The organism is Nucisporomicrobium flavum (assembly GCF_016464385.1).
GTDB lineage: Bacteria > Actinomycetota > Actinomycetes > Mycobacteriales > Micromonosporaceae > Actinoplanes > Actinoplanes flavus_A.
The window spans coordinates 97,075-109,631 of the sequence record NZ_JADMLH010000009.1 but is presented as its reverse complement, the minus strand read 5'-3'; the positions used below and the strand labels follow the sequence as shown (position 1 = coordinate 109,631).

13 protein-coding genes are annotated in these 12,557 nt (G+C 73.6%); 10 read left to right on the top strand and 3 right to left on the bottom strand.

Annotation, left to right across the window (positions count from 1 at the left end; translation table 11 throughout):
* The first annotated feature begins 17 nt into the window (after positions 1–17).
* Together IT780_RS22195 and IT780_RS22190 are read left to right on the top strand one after the other, a co-directional pair.
* Complete coding sequence (locus IT780_RS22195) at positions 18–1,223, top strand: alanine racemase (protein WP_199513546.1); 1,206 nt, start codon at positions 18–20, stop codon at positions 1,221–1,223.
* An 83-nt stretch (positions 1,224–1,306) separates the two neighbouring features.
* Positions 1,307–1,783, top strand: a complete 477-nt coding sequence (locus IT780_RS22190; protein ID WP_199513545.1) for a hemerythrin domain-containing protein — start codon at positions 1,307–1,309, stop codon at positions 1,781–1,783.
* Between the two features lie 2 nt (positions 1,784–1,785).
* On the opposite strand, the gene IT780_RS22185 is transcribed toward IT780_RS22190, so the two are convergent.
* Positions 1,786–2,964 (bottom strand): UCP032817 domain-containing protein, encoded by a 1,179-nt coding sequence (locus IT780_RS22185; protein WP_504739623.1) that lies wholly within the window; start codon positions 2,962–2,964, stop codon positions 1,786–1,788.
* A 316-nt stretch (positions 2,965–3,280) separates the two neighbouring features.
* On the opposite strand from IT780_RS22185, the gene IT780_RS22180 reads away from it, so the two are divergent.
* The 4 genes from IT780_RS22180 to IT780_RS22165 all read left to right on the top strand — a co-directional run bounded on the left by IT780_RS22180 (position 3,281) and on the right by IT780_RS22165 (position 6,978).
* A complete protein-coding gene (locus tag IT780_RS22180; protein ID WP_199513544.1) occupies positions 3,281–3,652 on the top strand; it encodes a hypothetical protein in 372 nt (123 codons plus the stop codon).
* Positions 3,653–3,660: 8 nt separating this feature from the next.
* Positions 3,661–4,632, top strand: coding sequence for a hypothetical protein (locus tag IT780_RS22175; RefSeq protein WP_199513543.1), 972 nt, complete (start codon positions 3,661–3,663; stop codon positions 4,630–4,632).
* Entirely contained in the window at positions 4,629–5,354 is a 726-nt protein-coding gene (locus tag IT780_RS22170; protein WP_199513542.1) for a 2-phosphosulfolactate phosphatase, read from the top strand. The genes IT780_RS22175 and IT780_RS22170 overlap by 4 nt, the downstream gene beginning before the upstream one ends.
* 88 nt (positions 5,355–5,442) lie before the next feature.
* On the top strand, positions 5,443–6,978 hold the full coding sequence (locus IT780_RS22165; protein ID WP_199513541.1) for an MFS transporter: 1,536 nt from the start codon (positions 5,443–5,445) through the stop codon (positions 6,976–6,978).
* Here the strand turns inward: IT780_RS22165 and IT780_RS22160 are convergent.
* Positions 6,937–7,965 carry an Lrp/AsnC family transcriptional regulator gene (locus IT780_RS22160; RefSeq protein WP_199513540.1) on the bottom strand — a complete coding sequence of 343 codons (1,029 nt, stop codon included), beginning with the start codon at positions 7,963–7,965 and terminating at the stop codon, positions 6,937–6,939. The genes IT780_RS22165 and IT780_RS22160 overlap by 42 nt on opposite strands.
* A gap of 169 nt (positions 7,966–8,134) precedes the next feature.
* Here IT780_RS22160 and IT780_RS22155 point away from each other — a divergent pair, with 169 nt between their 5' ends.
* The 4 genes from IT780_RS22155 to IT780_RS22140 all read left to right on the top strand — a co-directional run bounded on the left by IT780_RS22155 (position 8,135) and on the right by IT780_RS22140 (position 12,048).
* On the top strand, positions 8,135–8,779 hold the full coding sequence (locus tag IT780_RS22155) for a hypothetical protein (RefSeq protein ID WP_199513539.1): 645 nt from the start codon (positions 8,135–8,137) through the stop codon (positions 8,777–8,779).
* Between the two features lie 143 nt (positions 8,780–8,922).
* Positions 8,923–10,725 carry an aspartate--tRNA ligase gene (aspS, locus tag IT780_RS22150; protein WP_199513538.1) on the top strand — a complete coding sequence of 601 codons (1,803 nt, stop codon included), beginning with the start codon at positions 8,923–8,925 and terminating at the stop codon, positions 10,723–10,725.
* A complete protein-coding gene (locus IT780_RS22145) occupies positions 10,725–11,564 on the top strand; it encodes an SDR family oxidoreductase (RefSeq protein WP_199513537.1) in 840 nt (279 codons plus the stop codon). Before aspS ends, IT780_RS22145 begins: the two co-directional genes overlap by 1 nt.
* Entirely contained in the window at positions 11,554–12,048 is a 495-nt protein-coding gene (locus IT780_RS22140) for a GyrI-like domain-containing protein (RefSeq protein WP_199513536.1), read from the top strand. The genes IT780_RS22145 and IT780_RS22140 overlap by 11 nt, the downstream gene beginning before the upstream one ends.
* Here IT780_RS22140 and IT780_RS22135 read toward each other — a convergent pair.
* A complete protein-coding gene (locus IT780_RS22135) occupies positions 12,032–12,514 on the bottom strand; it encodes a GNAT family N-acetyltransferase (RefSeq protein WP_199513535.1) in 483 nt (160 codons plus the stop codon). The two genes, IT780_RS22140 and IT780_RS22135, sit on opposite strands and share 17 nt — an antisense overlap.
* Positions 12,515–12,557: the final 43 nt, after the last annotated feature.

The window sequence follows — 12,557 nt, the reverse complement described above, 5'->3', positions numbered from 1 at the left end:
GTAGTAGCTTCCACACCATGCGTGACCGCGTTCCCGAGGTCAAGGGAGGACCCCCGGTGACCCTCGACATCCCCGACGAGCTGCTGGACTGGCGGGCCAAGGGCTTCTGGCTGCCCGAGGGCTCGGTGCCGGCCCGCGCCTTCGCCGCCGCCCGGCACTCGCTCTTCGACGGATCCTTCACCTGGCCGCTGCTGGTGGTCCGGGAATCGGCGGTACGCGCGAACATCGCGACGATGGCCGCGTACGCGCTGCGGCACGGCTTCTCGTTCGCCCCGCACGCCAAGACGTCCATGGCGCCCACGCTGCTCCAGGCGCAGCTCGCGGCCGGCGCATGGGCGATGACCGTGGCGACCGCCGACCAGGCGCTCGTGCTGCGGCGGCTGGGCGTGCCGCGGGTGCTGATCGCCAACGAGGTGCTCGACCCGACGGCGCTGGGCTGGCTCGCCGCCCAGGCCGCGCAGGGCTGGCAGGTGTACGCGCAGACCGACTCGGTCGCCGGCGTCGAGGCCGCGGCGGCCGCCGGAGGGCTGCCCCTGCTTGTCGAGCTCGGTCACGCGGGCGGGCGCACGGGCTGCCGTACCGTCGACGAGGTCGTGGCCGTGGCCCGGGCCGCCGCCGACGCGCCCGGGGTGACGCTCGCCGGGCTCACCGCGTACGAGGGCGGCCTGACCACGGCCGACGACGTCGACGCGTTCCTCGCGGCGCAGGTCGAGGCGGTCCACGCGATCGCGGACCTGCTGCCCGCCGAGGTGATCGTCTCGGCCGGCGGCAGCGCGTGGTTCGACCGGGTCGTCAAAGCGCTCGAGGGTCAATGGCTCGACGGCCACACCGTGCACGCGGTCCTGCGCAGCGGCGCCTCCGTCACCCACGACGACGGCTTCTACCGCGAGCGCACGCCGTTCAACCGCGAGCCGGGCGAGGGGTCGCTGGCGGCGGCGCTGGAGATGTACGCCCAGGTGCTGTCCGTGCCGGAGCCGGGCCTCGCGATCGTCGGCATGGGCAAGCGCGACGCCCCGTTCGACGAGGGCCTGCCGATCACCGACGTCGGCGAGGTGGTGAAGATGAACGACCACCACACGTACGTGCACGGCAGCGGGCTCGCGGTCGGCGACCTCGTACGGTTCGGCCTGTCCCACCCGTGCACGGCGTTCGACAAGTGGCGCTTCATCCCCGTCGCCGACGACAACGACGTGGTGGTGGACGTGCTCCACACGTACTTCTGAGGCGGTAAGGTCGTCGGCAGCGTCGCAGTGCACCCGGCCCGGAGGCCGCCGAGGGCATGGAGGCGCCGGACCCCGGGATTCCTGTGGCTCACCCTTCCGACGAGTACGCGCGCTTCACCGCGTACGGTCATCAGCTCATCGCCGTGCACCACCGCCTGCTCGACCACCTCGACGACCTGCGCGACGGGTCCGTCCCGGACCGGGAGCTGGCGGTCCACTGCCGGACCCTGTGCTCCGCCGTGACCCGGCACCACACCGGCGAGGACGAGACCGTCTTCCCCGTGCTGGCCGCGCGACACCCGGAGCTGCGCTCCTTCCTGGCAGAGCTGGACCGCGACCACCAGATCATCGCCGGCCTGCTGACCCGGCTCACCGCCCTGTCCGGCCGGCTCGGCGCGGCGCCGACGGAGGCCGACCGCGCCGAGCTGCGGATCGAGCTCGACGGGCTCGCCGCGGTGCTCGAGACCCACTTCATCGGCGAGGAGAAGCGGCTGGCCGGGCTGCTCGACGCCCTGGACCCTTCCGTGGGATTGACCGGCCTGGACGAGCCCGAGCGCTGACGCTAGCGGCTGCGGCGGGACTTCCCGTTGTCGCGGTGACGAGCCCAGAATGCGGCTGCGTCGGCGACGAGAGGGGCCAGGTGATCAGCGGACGGTCGCTGCTGCTGCCTCCTGAGGCTCAGCGCGGCAACGCCCCCGGCGAACAGATCGATCGCCGCGGGTTCGGCGGACGACCACACCGGGATCTGATCGGCCCACGCCTGCGCCTCTCCGGGGGTATGCCCGGCGCGGATCAACCGGACAACCATGAGAGCGGTGTCGATCCAAGCCGCTCCCCGGCACGGCATCGACCAGTCGACAACCGTCACGCCGCGACCGTGGGCCAGGAAGTTGCGCGGCGTGACATCGGTGTGTACGAGCGTTTGTCCGTCGACGACATCGGGCGCGACCCAGCCTGCCCATCGCGCGACGGCGGCCTGCACAAAGGGCACCGGGCAGGGAGTCAACGCCGCGGCCATCGCGCTCAGAGTGGCAGCCACCGCAGGGAGATCGGGTGAGCCCGGGCTCACATCGGGATACCTGCCCTCGACGCACTCGAACCCCACCACCGTCCATCCGTCGGCTTCGATATGCCAGCGCAGTCGCGGCACCTGGACCGGCAGGTACGGATTGACGCGCGCCTCGTTCCGATGCATCCACCCCAAGGGGTTGCGGGCGACCGCTCCCTTGCAGAACAGCCGGCCCCTCCGAGCTTCCAGCACCGCCGCGAAGTCGGAGACCGACCCGTCCACCACCGATGTAGCGCGCAGGATGGGGCCGGTGTGGGCCTCCACCGCAGCTCGGACGGCGAACGGCAACTCATCCCATCCGCAGCGTGGCAAAGGTGCGCCTCCTGACGGTTGCGGCTGGGTGCAGTCAGCCGTGCCGGTCACGGACCAGAGGGGAAGATCGACGCGATGACCCGCCCGACGCATCGCGGCGACCGTGGTCGCCACCATCGCCGGCTCGGCCTTCGGTACGGTCGGCCACTCCTCGCCGGTCGGGCCGTCATCAGGGACATGGTGGATGAACCGCCCAGCGATCCGGTCGCAGAAGTCGGCGTACTCGCGGGTGTGGCGGATGAAAGTGTGCCAGCCGATGTCGACCAGTTCGCCCGGTCCGATGGACTGAGGTGCCGTCGCGCACGTTTCCAGGAACGCCAAGGTCTCATCCAGGATGCGCGCAGGCATGTCGGCGGGCAGCTCGGGATGCTCCGTGGGTCTGACCCGGGCGCAGAAGAGTCAATTCGTGGCGTCCGGCTGGACCGCTCAGATCTTGTTGCGTATTCAGGATCCCAAGCCGTCCTACGTAGCGCCGTGGGAGGCGCTGCCGACCTGGCAGCGCCGACGTTGATGCAGACATCTTCGAGGCCATCGAGGCGGTCGAATCGTAGGCCCGCTGATGCCTCCTGCGTGGGATTGACCCGTCGCCCCCAGCCCGTACGCTGACCCGTGGTGGGGTTTCCACCGCTCTGCGGGGCTTTGGGGAGTTCGCGTGGGTGCTGCTGACCGTCGTCATGTGCTTGTCGTCCGACAGCGGGAGCTGGTGTCCCGGCACGAGATTCTCGAGCGGGAGGACCCCGGTTCCGAGCGGTACGAGGATCTGGAGTTGCGGGTCTTCGACGCCGCCGACGATCTGATGCGGGAGCTCGACCGGGCCCGCGCCCGGGCGGCTTCGCGGCGGCGGGTCGTCGCGTACGTGCTGGCCGTCGCCGCGGTCGTCCCGGTGTTGCTGGTCGCCGCGGAGGTCGTGCCGAGCCTGTGGCTGGTCGCCGCGGCCGTGACCGGGGCCGTCGCCGGCGTGCTGTGGCTGACCGCCCGGCGCGCGCCCACCCCGCCTGCCCCGGCCGTGGCGCGGGCGCGGGCGTTCGAGGGCGCGGCGCTCGCGTGAGTGGCGGCGTGGGGGTGCAGACCGATCTGACCCGGGTCGCCGAGGCGCTGCGGGCCGACTTCGTGCGCAAACTGGCGATGCTGCGGTCCCAGCTGGCCGACGACGTCGAGCGGGTGGCCCGAGCCGCGGAGGAGCGCGCCGAGGAGCTGCGGGTGCGCCTCGACGAAACCGACGCGCGGCTGAGCCGGGCCGGGGAGGCCCACGACGACCTGCGGCGGGAGACCGACGGCGGGTTGCGGTCGGCGCGGCAGGCCATCGCCCGGCTCACCGGGGAGGTGCAGCTCATCGAGGGCCGGCTGCGGATGGAGCACGGGGTGCGGCCGGTGGACCTCGACACCCTTCCCTCCGATCTGGAGGGTCTCGTCGCCGAGGTGCGGGAGGCGGAGGAGATCCGGGCGGGCATGCTCGACGAGGACGCCCGGGCGGCTCATCGCGCGGCGCTGGACGCGTACACGGAGCTGGAACGTCTCATCGCGGAGAGCCGCGGCCGCGCCCTCGGTGCCAGCCGTGCCCTGGCTCGCGCGCGGGTGGGCCGGCGGTCCTTCCGGCGGGCGGCCGCCGCGTACCGGATCCATCGTGGACGGTGGCGGGCGCGCGACGCCGAGCTGACCGCCCGTGGAGCCGAGGCGGCTGCGGCCTGGACGGCGCTCGACCTGGACGCGCGGCTTCAGGAGCAGTACAGCGCCCATCGTGGGGCCAGCGCGCTGCTGGAGCTGGCCGCGCACCTGCGGGGCCGGGTCGACGCCGCGGTCGAGACGCACGCGCTGTTCCCGGCCTGGTTCACGATCACCGAGCTGGGGCACCGGCCGAGCGCGGCCCGCGGCGGGCAGTGGCGGGATGTGGCGACGCAGGTGCTGCTGTACCGGCTCACGTACGGCATCACCCACGGCGTGCTGGCGCTGGGCGATCCGCCGGAGGGCGGCCGGCAGGCGGAGCGGTACCACGCGGTGCGGGCCGCACTGGAACAGTTGGCGGAATGAGAGTTCTGTTCGAGTGGGGGCCTGAGGGCGCGGATGCGGTCGGTGCCGGCGCGTCGGTGGTCGCCGTCGTCGACGTGCTGTCGTTCACCACGACGCTGAGCGTGGCCGCGGACCGGGGGATCGCCGTGCGGCCGTACCCGTGGCGTGACGAGACCGCGGAACCCTTCGCCCGCCGGCACGACGCGGTCCTCGCGGTGGGCCGCCGCGCCGCCGGCCCGGGCCAGATCAGCCTGTCGCCGGCGACGGTCGCGCGGAGCTCCGGGGTGCGGCGGCTCGTGCTGCCGTCGCCGAACGGTGCGACCATCTCCGCGCGGCTGGCGGCCGGCGGCGCGACCGTCGTGGGGGTGTCGCTGCGCAACGCGCCGGCGGTCGCGTCGTGGGTGCGGGACCGGCTCGGCGACGGCGGGACCGTCGCTGTGGTGGCGGCGGGGGAGCGCTGGCCGGACGGGTCGTTGCGCCCCGCGGTCGAGGATCTGTGGGGCGCGGGGTCGTTCCTCCACCATCTCGTACGCGGTACAGCCGCCGATCCGACCCCGGAGGCGGGGGCGGCGCTGGCGGCGTACCGGATGGTGGCCGACAGCCTGAGCGCCGCCCTGCACGACTGTGTCAGCGGCCGGGAGCTGCACGAGAACGGGTTTCCGGAGGACGTGGCCACGGCGGCGGAGTTCGGTGCGAGCGTGGCGGTTCCGGTCCTCCGGGACGGCTGGTACGTGGCGGATTAACTCCTCTTCATGTCGAAGCTAGCAAGATTCCTACGTCAAGCCGCTGATGGCTGGCGGATGCCGCAGGTGGTGCCGGACCTTGAGAGGCATGGAACAGAAGAACTCGTGGTGGCCGCTGGTCACCATCTGCCTCGGCACCTTCATGCTGCTCGTGGACGTCACCATCGTGAACGTCGCCCTGCCGCAGATGGCAGCCGACCTGCACACGTCCTTCACCGGCCTGCAGTGGGTCGTGGACGGGTACGCCCTCTCGCTGGGCGTACTGCTGCTCGGCGCGGGCGCGCTCGGCGACCGGCACGGCCACCGCCGCCTCTACGCCGCCGGGCTGGCCCTGTTCGCCCTCGCCTCGCTGGCGTGCGGCGTCGCATCCGGCACCGGGGTGCTGATCGCCGCGCGGGTCGTGCAGGGCGTCGGCGCGGCCGCCATGTTCACCACGACGTTCGCACTGATCAACGCCGCGTACCAGGGGCGGGCGCGGGGGGTCGCGTACGGCGTCTGGGGTGGTGTCTCCGGCGCCGCCGCCGCGGTCGGCCCGATCCTCGGCGGCCTGCTCACCGAGGCGCTGAGCTGGCGCTGGATCTTCCTCGTCAACCTGCCGGTCAGCATCGCCGCCCTGGTGCTGTGCGGGACCGTCCTCCGGCCCGGCGAGACGGTCCGCCGGGGCCGCTTCGACGTCGCGGGGACACTCACCTTCACGGTCGCCGCCGGGGCGCTCACGCTCGCGGTCATCCGCGCCACCACCGAGGGCTGGTCGTCGGCGCAGACATGGGGTCTGCTGGTGCTCAGCGGGGCCGGGTTCGCCGCGTTCAGCCTCGTGGAGCGCCGCAGCCCCGACCCGATGCTCGACCTGTCGTTGCTGCGTAACCGGTCCTTCGCCGGGGTCATCGTGGCGGCGCTGCTGGTGAACTTCGCGGCGTTCGCGGCCTTCACGTACACGTCGATCTGGCTGCAGTCGCTGATCGGTCTGTCGCCGCTGCGGGCCGGGCTGACCGGCCTGCCGATGTCGATCCTGTCCGTGGTGGTCTCCGGCATCGTGGGCGCGAAGCTGCACGGCCGGTCGCCCCGGCTCGTCATCGGCGTCGGCATGCTGCTGATCGGCGCCGGCGCGGCCCTGTGCGCGCTCATGGTCGACGCGGACGCGAGCTGGCCGGCGCTGATCGCCGGGTACGCGGTGACCGGCGCCGGCGTGGGCCTGGTCATGCCGGCCCTGGCGCAGTCGGCGACCGCCGCGGTGTCCCGGGAGCGGGCCGGCATGGCCGCGGGTGCGGTCACCACGGCCCGCCAGCTCGGCTTCGCGATCGGCATCGCCGTGCTGGGTACGGTCTTCGCCGCCCGCGCCGAGAGCCACCTGAGCGGCCATGGGGTGCCCGACCCGGCCGCCGCCGCGCACGGGCTCGCCGCGGGCCAGGCCGGGCGGATCCTGGCCGGCGTGCCCGCGGCCGTACGGTCCACGGTGGACGGCGTGCTGCACGGCGCCGCCGCGGCCGGGCTCGACGCGGCCTTCCTCGTCGCGGCGGCGGCCGGGCTCGCCGGGGGCGTCGCGGTGCTCGCGCTCGTACGGGCCACGCCCGCGCCGGTCGCCTCAGACGACCGGCCCGCGGAGCACGCCGCCGTCCACCAGTGACACGGCCTGCTTGACGCGGTCGTGGATCGGTACGGTCTCGCACGAGCGCACCTGCGGGATCGCCGCCACCTCGGTCGTCAGGTAGCGGTACAGCTCGGCGGCGTCGCGGCACAGCGCGTTCGCCACGATCGCCGCCGGGCCGGTGACCGCCGCGGCCCACGCCAGCCGGCGGTGGTCGGCCAGTTGCGCGCCGACCGCCGCCAGGTCCGACGGGGCGACCGTGAACCACAGGTGGGCCATCGTGCGGAAGCCGAGCAGCGTCACGGCGGCGTCCAGGTCGAAGTAGAGCGCGCCGGAAGCGGTCAGGGCGGCCAGGCGCAGCGCCACCTTGCGCTGGGTCCAGCCGGTGGCGTCGGCCAGAGCCGCGTAGCTGGCCCGGCCGTCGTGCGCGAGCGCGACCAGCAACTGCCGGTCGGCCGCCTCGATCCGGGCGTCGCCGTGGTCCGCGTCGTCGTCCTGGCGGGACAGCAGGTCCCGGCGCTGGTCCAGGTCGAGCTGATCGTCCGCCGCCACCCAGTCGGCCTCGCCGCGCCCGACGAACCGGTGCAGCACCTGGTGCGCGCTCACCGACAGCACGTTGGCCGCGCGCGGCAGGTGGTGCAGGAGGTCCTCGCGTACGCCGCGCCGGTCGTCGGAGGTGCGCACCGAGCAGGTCAGCTGGGCGCCACCCGCGTCGATCGTGACCCAGCCGGCGTCCGTACGCCGGGCCAGCGCGTCCGCCAGCCCCGCCGCCGTGCCGGGCCGGCAGCCGATGCGGACCAGCCACGTCGTGACCCCCGGCGCCCGGGACGGGTCCGCCGTGCCGAAGACCCGGACCACCCCCTGGGTCCGCATCCGCTGGTATCGCCGGGCCACGGTCTGCTCCGAGACGCCCAGCACCGCGGCCAGCCGGGCGAACGGCACCCGCGGCGACAATTGCAGCCCGTGGAGGATCTGACGGTCCAGCTTGTCAATAGCGACGGTTTCCGACCCGGTACGGGGGCTCATCCGCAGGATTCTAGACGCCTTGTCCACCGTGGGAGGCCATGTCCCTTTCGGGGGATGGGCGGCGCCGGGCCGGGCCCCTAGGGTCGATGCAGGCCCGCGTTCGCCGGGCGTGCGGCCCGGCCGCCCGCGTTCGCCGGGGTGCGACCCGACCCGTCGAGCGGAGTCGTCCATGCCCGTTTTCCGCGCACCCACCTCGCCCGACGCCGGGCCGCAGGATCCGGACGGCTACCCGGACGGGCCCACCGAGCGGCTCGGCCCACCCGCGCCGCAGGCCGAACCGCCCGCACCGCACCGCCGGCTCGCCGTGACCGCGGTCGTGCTGGCCGGACTCGCGCTCACCGTCGCCGGTGCGGCCACGGTCCTGGCGTGGCGGGCGTGGGACCGGGCTCCCGCGGCGATCCCCGCGCCGGACGCGTCGTCGCCGGCCGGCGTGGCCTCGTACGCCGAGGAGCGGCTCAGGATCCGGGCGGGCTGCACCGGCATCACGTTCCTCGACCTCGACGAGCCGCGGGTCAACGCGCCCGGCCCGGTCAGCGACCTGCGCTACGACAGCAGCTGCGGCGGGGAGCGGCCCCGGCTGGCGCTGGCACCCGGCGCGGTCGCGGCCGGCGACGGGGTCGATCCCCGTACGGACGCCGCGGGCTGCGCGAAGACGATCCGGACCAGCCCGCTCGGCGCCGGGCAGCTCGTCTCCGTGGCGAAGGGCGTGGTCCTGTGCGTGCTGACCAGCGGCAGCCTGGTCCGCGTCGAGGTCGCGGAGGTGACCGGCGACGGCACGGCGACGCTGCGCGCCACCTCATGGCCCGCGAGCTGAGCCGCCGGGCGACCGGCCGCGATCGCCGCCACCGGGGGCGGCCGGCTCCACCGGGCCCTGATCCGGGCCGGTGGCGATGGCGCCCGGCCGCTCCTGACACAATGACGGGTGCGCCCTGTGAACCTGTGTGAGGAGACGTTTCCGTGATCCGTACCCATGACGCCGGCAGCCTGCGGGCCGACCACGCCGGCCAGACGGTGACGCTCGCCGGGTGGGTGGCCCGCCGGCGCGACCACGGCGGCGTGATCTTCGTCGACCTCCGGGACGCGTCCGGCGTCGTGCAGGTCGTCTTCCGCGAGGAGGACGCGCACGCGCTGCGCAACGAGTTCTGCGTCAAGGTCACCGGCGAGGTGACCGCCCGGCCCGCCGGCAACGAGAACCCCGAGCTGGCCACCGGCGCGATCGAGGTCGTCGCCAGCGAGCTGGTCGTGCTCTCCGAGGCCGCGCCGCTGCCGCTGCCCGTCGACGACAACATCGAGGCCGGCGACGACCTGCGCCTCAAGTACCGCTACCTCGACCTGCGGCGCTCCGGCCCGGCGAAGGCGCTCAAGCTGCGCAGCCGCGCCAACCAGATCGCCCGCGAGGTGCTGCACGCCCGCGACTTCAACGAGATCGAGACGCCGACGCTGACGCGGTCGACGCCGGAGGGCGCCCGCGACTTCCTGGTTCCCGTACGCCTGCAGCCCGGCACCTGGTACGCGCTCCCGCAGTCCCCGCAGCTGTTCAAGCAGCTCCTGATGGTCGCGGGCATGGAGCGGTACTACCAGATCGCCCGCTGCTACCGCGACGAGGACTTCCGCGCGGACCGGCAGCCCGAGTTCACCCAGCTCGACATCGAGATGTCGTTCGTCACCCAGGACGACATCATCGAGCTCGGCGAGGAGCTCGTGAGCAAGCTGTGGGGCGAGCTCGCCGGCTACACCGTGCCCACCCCGATCCCGCGGATCACCTGGCACGACGCGATGAACCGGTACGGCTCCGACAAGCCCGACCTGCGCTACGGCGTCGAGCTGACCGAGCTCACCGACTACCTGCGCGGCACCGAGTTCCGCGTGTTCGCCGGCGCGATCGACGCGGGCGGCTACGTCGGCGCGGTCGTCATGCCGGGCGGCGCCTCGCAGACCCGCAAGGAGCTCGACGGCTGGCAGGACTGGGCCAAGGCCCGCGGCGCCCGCGGCCTGGCGTACGTGGTCCTCGACTCCGAGACGGGGGAGCCTCGCGGCCCGGTCGCGAAGAACCTGTCGGCTTCGCACCTCGGCGGCCTCGCCGACGCGGTCGGGGCCAAGCCGGGTGACGCCGTCTTCTTCGCGGCTGCGACCGAGCGCCGCGAGGCCCAGGAGCTGCTCGGCGCGGCCCGCATCGAGATCGCCAAGCGCGCGGGCCTGATCGACGAGTCCGCGTGGGCGTTCTGCTGGGTCGTCGACGCGCCGATGTTCGAGAAGACCGACGAGGGCGGCTGGACGGCCGTGCACCACCCGTTCACCTCGCCCAACGCGGAATGGATGGACAATTTCGAGTCCGTGCCGGACGAGGCCCTCGCGTACGCGTACGACATCGTCTGCAACGGCAACGAGATCGGCGGCGGCAGCGTCCGTATCCACCGCGGCGACGTGCAGAGCCGGGTCTTCGACCTGCTCGGCATCTCCCCGGAGGAGGCCCAGGACAAGTTCGGCTTCCTCCTCGAGGCGTTCAAGTACGGCCCGCCCCCGCACGCCGGCATCGCGATCGGCTGGGACCGCACCTGCATGCTGCTGTCGGGCAACGAGTCCATCCGCGAGGTCATCGCCTTCCCGAAGACCCGCGGCGGCTTCGACCCGCTGACCGGCGCGCCCACCCCGATCACGGCCGACCAGCGCAAGGAGGCCGGCATCGACGCGAAGGCGAAGGCGGGCGCCGGCACGCCGGGCACGGACGGCCAGGCCGTACCGGTCGAACGCTCCAACTGATGCGCGCGCTGGTCGTCGGCGCGGGCGGCCACCTCGGCGGAGAGGTGGCGCGGCTCGCGTCGGCGGCCGGCCACGAGGTGGTGGGCACGGCCACGACCACGGTGACCGGCTGGACGGCCGTGGACGTCACCGGCCGCGCCGCGTTCCTCGCGCTGGTCGCGGCGGTCCGCCCGCACCTGATCGTGAACACCGCCTACCGCGCGGACAGCTGGACGATCTGCGCGGACGGCGCCGCGAACGTGGCACTCGGTGCGTCCACAGTGGGCGCCCGCCTCGTCCACGTGTCGTCGGACGCCGTGCACGCGGGGCGGCCCCTCCCTTACGCCGACGACGAGCCGCCGACCCCGATCTTCCCGTACGGCGCGGCCAAGGCGGCGGGGGAGACCGCGGTCGCGGCGATCGACCCGGCGGCCGTCATCGTCCGCACGTCCCTGATCGTGGGCGACGACCGCAGCAAACAGGTCCGCCTGGCGCTGGACCTGGCCACCGGCCGCCGCTCCGGCGCGCTGTTCACCGACGAGATCCGCTGCCCGGTCGACGCCACGGACCTGGCCGCGGCGATCCTGGAACTGGCGGCCTCGGACCACGCGGGAACGATCAACGTGGCCGGCCCCGAGGCGCTGACCCGCGCCGACCTCGGCCGCCTCGTGGCGCGCTCGCACGGCCTCGACCCCGCCTCGGTTCCGGTGTGCACGACCGCCGAGGGCGGGCTGGGCAACCGGCCGGGCTGCATCCGTCTCGACTCCACCCGGGCCGCGGGCCTGCTGAAGACGCCGCTGCGCACGGTGACGGAGGCGCTCGGGCCGCCGAGCCGTCATGATGAGGGTCATGCTGGCTGAACCCACCATCGTGGAGCGCTCCGAGCAGGTGTACGTCGGTCGGCGCGAGTCGATCACCATGACCGAGTTCGCCCGGGTCGCCGATCATCTGCCCGGGATGTTCGGGTGGCTGGGGGAGCGGGGCGTGGCGCCGGCCGGGGCGCCGTTCTTCCGGTACCGGGTGATCGACATGTCGGCGGAACTGGTGGTCGAGGCGGGCATCCCGGTGAGCGCGCCGATCGAGGTCGACGAGCCGGTCTTCGTCGACGTGCTGCCCGCCGGGCGGTACGCGACCGTGACGCACGTCGGGCACCCGGACGAGCTGATGGGGGTCACCGCGAGCCTGCTGGACTGGGCTCAGCGGCGGGGGCTGGAGTGGGACCGTACGCCGACGCCCGAGGGTGAGGTGTGGGGTGCCCGGCTGGAGGTGCTGCGGACCGATCCGGCCGTGGAGCCCGACATGCACAAGTGGGAGACCACGCTGCTGTTCAAGCTGGCCGGTTGACGATCAGCCGCATGGCCGGGTCGGGCGTACGCCGGAACCCCAGCGACGCGTAGAGCGGCTCGGCGTCCGGCGAGGCACGCAGGTCGACGGCGCGGATGCCGCGGCGGGCGTACCAGTCGATGAGTGCGGTCATGCAGGCGCGTGAGTAGCCGCGGCGGCGGTACGCCGGGTCCGTTGCGACGCTGTAGACGTACCCCCGGAGTCCGGTCGGGTCGGACGGGTTCGGGAGGCGCTGATCCACCGCGCCCACGACGCAGGCCGCGAGCCCGGGTGCGCCGGGGCGGTCGACGACGAACGCGGCGACCATCCCGTCCGGGTCGGCGAGCTGCCGTTGCAGGAGCGCGCGGCCGGCGTCCTGCCACTCGCCGCCGGGGCTGGGAGTGTCGCGCATCGAGTCGAGCATGACCTTGCGCAGCCGCATCAGTTCGGTGGCGTCCGCCGGTCCCGCCTGCCTCACCCCGATCATGACCACATCCTTGCATAGAAGTCTTGCACAATTTCTGTGCACA

Bases quoted from the DNA above. Each gene is read 5' to 3' on its own strand.
- IT780_RS22195 (WP_199513546.1), top strand. From the start codon at position 18: ATGCGTGACCGCGTTCCCGAGGTCAAGGGAGGACCCCCGGTGACCCTC.
- IT780_RS22170 (WP_199513542.1), top strand. From the start codon at position 4,629: ATGAGAGTTCTGTTCGAGTGGGGGCCTGAGGGCGCGGATGCGGTCGGT.
- IT780_RS22165 (WP_199513541.1), top strand. From the start codon at position 5,443: ATGGAACAGAAGAACTCGTGGTGGCCGCTGGTCACCATCTGCCTCGGC.
- IT780_RS22160 (WP_199513540.1), bottom strand. From the start codon at position 7,965: ATGAGCCCCCGTACCGGGTCGGAAACCGTCGCTATTGACAAGCTGGAC.
- IT780_RS22155 (WP_199513539.1), top strand. From the start codon at position 8,135: ATGCCCGTTTTCCGCGCACCCACCTCGCCCGACGCCGGGCCGCAGGAT.
- IT780_RS22145 (WP_199513537.1), top strand. From the start codon at position 10,725: ATGCGCGCGCTGGTCGTCGGCGCGGGCGGCCACCTCGGCGGAGAGGTG.
- IT780_RS22140 (WP_199513536.1), top strand. From the start codon at position 11,554: ATGCTGGCTGAACCCACCATCGTGGAGCGCTCCGAGCAGGTGTACGTC.
- IT780_RS22135 (WP_199513535.1), bottom strand. From the start codon at position 12,514: ATGATCGGGGTGAGGCAGGCGGGACCGGCGGACGCCACCGAACTGATG.